Source organism: Psychrobacter sp. TB55-MNA-CIBAN-0194, from assembly GCF_040309505.1.
GTDB lineage: Bacteria > Pseudomonadota > Gammaproteobacteria > Pseudomonadales > Moraxellaceae > Psychrobacter > Psychrobacter fozii.
Genome location: NZ_JBEOOW010000568.1, coordinates 1 through 251, shown reverse-complemented (window position 1 = coordinate 251; position 251 = coordinate 1). Strand labels below are relative to the sequence as shown.

The window sequence follows — 251 nt, the reverse complement described above, 5'->3', positions numbered from 1 at the left end:
CGATAAATATACCCATACAAATAAAATCGGCACTACTGCCAGTGCACCATAAATGGCTTCATAACTCGGAAATTGGGTCACATAAAACGCAAAACCCTTTTTGCCTGCTTCAAATAATACCGCTGCTACAATCGCTCCCAATAGAGCATGTAAAAAATGGATTTTCTTGTTAGGCACGACCATATACAACAGTAATATAGATGCCACAGAAAACAGCAATGGTAGACGCTCAACAATCCACGGGACTAATC

1 protein-coding gene is annotated in these 251 nt (G+C 40.2%); it reads right to left on the bottom strand.

The window, feature by feature from the left end; all coding sequences use genetic code 11:
- A partial coding sequence (locus AAEY75_RS16310; RefSeq protein WP_352260199.1) for a YihY family inner membrane protein occupies window positions 1–251 on the bottom strand: 251 nt, incomplete at both ends.